Genomic DNA, 4,036 nt, shown 5'->3' with positions numbered 1-4,036 from the left:
GCTGCTCACCGGCCGCCGCGCCCGCGAACTCCCACTGCCCGTTCAGGTTCGACCACTTCCGCCGCTCCTGCTGGGGACGCGGGTACTCCGGCAGCGGCTGGTTCTTGTTGACCTTGTTCGTCCACGGCGTGGTCAACCGCTCGACCGAGTTGTTGATCCCGCTCCGGTACAGCTCCGGCACCGGCTTGCCGCCGACCGCCAACCCGCCCGCGCCGTCGTAGCGCAGCCGGATCCTCTGCCCCTTCAGCACGGCCTCGCCGAGCGTGATGACCAGCTTGTCGCCGTCCTTGCGGTTCACCGAGCTGATCGGGAACGGCACGGTGTCGACCTCGACGGCGACGTGCGAGCGGAAGTCGCCCAGCGCGGTGATCCGACCGTCGAACTCGGCCAGCACGGTCTTGCCGTTTGCCGGCGTGCTCAGCGCCAGCGGGTAGACCTCGAAGTCGGCGGGCCGGGTGAACGCGCTCTCCGGGACGGTGGACTTCGCCATCCCCGGAGCGGACCACCGCAGGAACATGTTCGCACCACCGGTGTCCTGGAACAGCTCCAGGCGGAACTCGTGCGCCACGCCCGCCTCCAGGCGGACCGGGGCGCTGCGCTGCTCGACGTCCCAGTCGCCGACCCAGTGGTCGATGACCGGCGCGCCGTCCAGGAACAGCCGGAACCCGTTGTCGCCGATCGCGTGGAACGTGTAGTCGGCGGTGGCCGGCGCGGTGAGCCGCCCGGTCCAGCGGGCGGTGGTGTGCTCGCCCCTGCCGGTCAGCGCCTGGAAGGTCGGGACGAGGTTGCCGAACTCGACGTTCGGGTCGAGCGCGGACCCGCCGAGGACGGCGAAGTCCCGCGCGCCCGGCGCGGACATGGCGAAGTACTCCCCCTTGAGCCCGTGCACCGCGGGCGCCGCCGAGGCGACCGCGGCGAGGGGCAGGGGGAGGGCGGAAGCGGTGATGAGGGCCAAGAGCAGGGTGAGTAGCCGTGTGACGGAGCGGAACATGGCGGTTCTCCTCGGTCCTGGCTGTGAGAGCGCTCACAAGCCAGCACTGATCTACGCACGCCGGTAACCAGAAGACAACAAAAGTTTTCAACAACCGAACCAAGAGCGAACAAAAGCAGGGCGGCTTACCCGCTGTTGGGTGGAATAAGTTTGGTCTTGTCGGAGTCTCAAGTGTTTCGTGGTGACTTCGGGGGCACCGCCACCGGCGAGTCCACGCGGAGCCCGCGCGCCGAGACCCCGACCGCCGCCAGGCACACCGCCGTCAGCCCCAGCACCCCGGCCGCACCCAGCCCGCCCGCCAGCAGCCCCACCGCGCCGGGGATCACCACCTGACCGGCCCGGTTGCCGGTCAGCCGCAGCGACATCGCCCGCCCGCGCAGCCCCGGCGGCGCCGACTCGGCCAGCCACGACATCGTCACCGGCTGCCCCACGCCCAGCCCCAGCCCGGCCACCACGACCGCGACCGCCAGCGCCCACAGCGGCATCGGCGCGACCACCGCGCCCATCCCCACCGCCGCCAGCGCCACGCTGCCCAGCAGCAGCCGCTTGCGCCCCCACCACGCCGACAGCCTGCCCAGGAACAGCCGGGAGGTCATCGACGCCGCCGCCCGCAGCCCGAGCAGCAGCCCGACCGCGCCCGCGTCCAGCCCGCGCTCGGTTCCCAGCGCGGGCAGGTAGACCAGCGAGATGTCCACCGCGGCCAGCACCACGCAGCTGGTGACCAGCGCCCGCAGCAGTCCGGGCAGCCGCAGCAGCCCGCCGAGCCCGGTCGGCCCCTCCTCGCCCCTCTCCGGCGCGCGCACCCCGGTGCGGCGCAGGAACAGCGAGCTGACCAGCAGAACCCCGGCCAGCGCGGTCGCCCCGGTGAACACCGCCGCCGTGTCCGGGCTCGCCCGCGCCCCGCCCAGCAGCGGGATCAGCGGCGGCCCGAGCAGCTGGCCGAGCGAGGCCGCGAACGTGTAGTAGCCGAACGCCGAGTCGAACCGCCCCGACGTCGAGCTGTTCGCCACCAGCGACTGCTGCCCGATCACCGCGCACAGGTGCCCGGTGCCCAGCACCGCCGTCGCCACCAGCAGCCCCGGCGCGCTGTCGCCCAGCAGCAGGAACGCCCCGCCCGCCGCCACCAGCAGCGCCGCGCCCGACACCAGCAGCCACCGCTCGCCCACCCGGTCCACCCAGTGCCCCAGCGGCAGCGCGATCGCCAGCGGCACCACCGCGAACCCGGCGGACAGCAGGCCCAGCCACGCGGGCGGCACGTCGAGCTCCAGTGCCCGGTAGGCCATGGTCGGGCGCAGCATGAACGTGACCACCTGGGTCAGCGTCGAGTGCGCGAACAGCGCCACCAGCGCGGTGCGGCCCATCAGCGGCCACCGCCCAGCAGCCGCAGCGCCGCCCGCGCGCCCAGGCTGGTGTCCACGTGCCCGCGCATCAGCTCGCTCGCCCCGACCGCGTCGCCCTCGACCACCAGGTCCACCAGCGCCGCGTGCTCGGCCGCCCGGCGCGCCAGCTCGGCGGCGTCCCGGCCCTCCCGCAGCGCGAGCGCCCGGTACCGGTCGGACTTGTCCCACAGCGCGTCCAGCGAGGCGACGAGCACCTCGTTCTGCGAGGCCCGGTAGACCGCGGCGTGGAACCGGCGGTGCGTGGCCAGGTCGTCGGTGGACGCGCCCCTGCCGAGCGGGCGCAACCCGTCGTGCGCGCGCCGGATCTCGGCGACGTCGGCCCTGGTCCGCCGCTCGGCCGCCAGCCCCGCCGCGAGCGGGTCGAGCGCCCGGCGCACCTCCAGCAGGTCGCGCGCCTCCTCGCCGCTCAGCGGGGCGACCCGCGCGTCCCGGTGCGCGCCCAGCTCCACCAGGCCCTCGGCGCTCAGCCGCTTCAGCGCCTCGCGCAGCGGGGTGGTGCTGATGCCCAGCTCGACCGCGAGCGCCGCCTGGTTCACCACCGCGCCCGGCGCGAGCGCGCCCGACAGGACCCGCCCGCGCACCTGCGCGTAGGCGAGGTCGCTCTTGGTCACCGGTGCTGGGGCGGGGTTGGTCATCGCGGTCCTTATAACCTCGGTGTGGACATCGACGCAGTGCCATGCGCTTTGTGCGGTTTACTCAGGTTCAGGTTATAACCTCGCCGGGCCGCTCCGGACCGCTGGTTCCAGTGCGCGGGAGAACTGTGACCGCGGTCACCGGAACGCAACGGTCTCGCCACGTCGCGCATCGCCGTGTTTGGGACCTCGCCACCCGGCGGAACCCAGGGAACGGCGATCAGAGGAGGAGCACGATGTCGTTGCGCGCGATCGTGGTGACCGGGACCTGCCTCGTCGCGGCCTTCGCGGCGGGGTGCGGTTCGGGGGGCACGGCCCAGGAGGGCGGCGAGGTGCCGGACATCGAGGTCGTCCCCTCCGGCGGCACGTCCAGCGGGGCGCCCGCCGCGACCCAGCCGCCCCCGGCGCCCACCACCGAGGGGGGCACGACCTCCGAGGCCGCGACCCCACCGCCCGCGAGCGGACCGGCCAAGTGCCAGACCGCCCAGCTGAGGATCGAGTTCGGCCAGGGCAACGCGGACATGCAGGGCGCCCACCTGCCCCTGCGCTTCACCAACACCGGCCAGGCGGCCTGCACCCTGCAGGGCGCGCCCGGCGTGTCCTACGTGACCGGCGACAGCGGCGAGCAGGTCGGCGAGCCCGCCACCCGCGACGTCAACGGCCCGCTGGTCACCCTCAACCCCGGCGAGACCGCCTCGGCCGGCGTCTTCCTGTCCAGCGCGCCGCAGAAGACCCCGGACTGCCAGCAGGTGCCGGTGCGCGGGCTGCGGATCTACCCGCCCGACAACACCGCCGCGGCCTTCGTGCCCGACGACACCTACGCGTGCGCGCCGCCGCTCAACGGCCCGTTCCTGCGCGTCGGCCCGGTGAAGCCGGGACCGGACAACACCGACGCGTGACCTGTTCCTGACCGCCGCGCTCACCACGGGTGAGCGCGGCGGTGCGCTGTTCGCGGGATCTAATGGCGTCATTCCACGGTGCGGTGACAATTCCGGCACACTTGGAATGGCCAG

Annotated in this window: 4 protein-coding genes; 1 reads left to right on the top strand and 3 read right to left on the bottom strand. The window is 73.7% G+C overall.

Annotated features, from left to right (window positions below; genetic code table 11):
* The 3 genes from ACTUAL_RS23660 to ACTUAL_RS23650 all read right to left on the bottom strand — a co-directional run.
* A partial coding sequence (locus tag ACTUAL_RS23660) for a PA14 domain-containing protein (RefSeq protein WP_440901786.1) occupies positions 1–991 on the bottom strand: 991 nt, incomplete at its 3' end.
* 167 nt (positions 992–1,158) lie between these two features.
* Positions 1,159–2,352, bottom strand: a complete 1,194-nt coding sequence (locus tag ACTUAL_RS23655) for an MFS transporter (RefSeq protein WP_440901785.1) — start codon at positions 2,350–2,352, stop codon at positions 1,159–1,161.
* Positions 2,352–3,026, bottom strand: coding sequence for a GntR family transcriptional regulator (locus tag ACTUAL_RS23650; RefSeq protein ID WP_440901784.1), 675 nt, complete (start codon positions 3,024–3,026; stop codon positions 2,352–2,354). The genes ACTUAL_RS23655 and ACTUAL_RS23650 overlap by 1 nt, the downstream gene beginning before the upstream one ends.
* Positions 3,027–3,259: 233 nt before the next feature.
* Here ACTUAL_RS23650 and ACTUAL_RS23645 point away from each other — a divergent pair, with 233 nt between their 5' ends.
* Entirely contained in the window at positions 3,260–3,922 is a 663-nt protein-coding gene (locus ACTUAL_RS23645) for a DUF4232 domain-containing protein (RefSeq protein WP_096492939.1), read from the top strand.
* The last annotated feature ends 114 nt before the right edge of the window (positions 3,923–4,036 follow it).

This window comes from Actinosynnema sp. (assembly GCF_052038725.1).
This window is presented reverse-complemented; position numbering and strand designations above follow the sequence as displayed.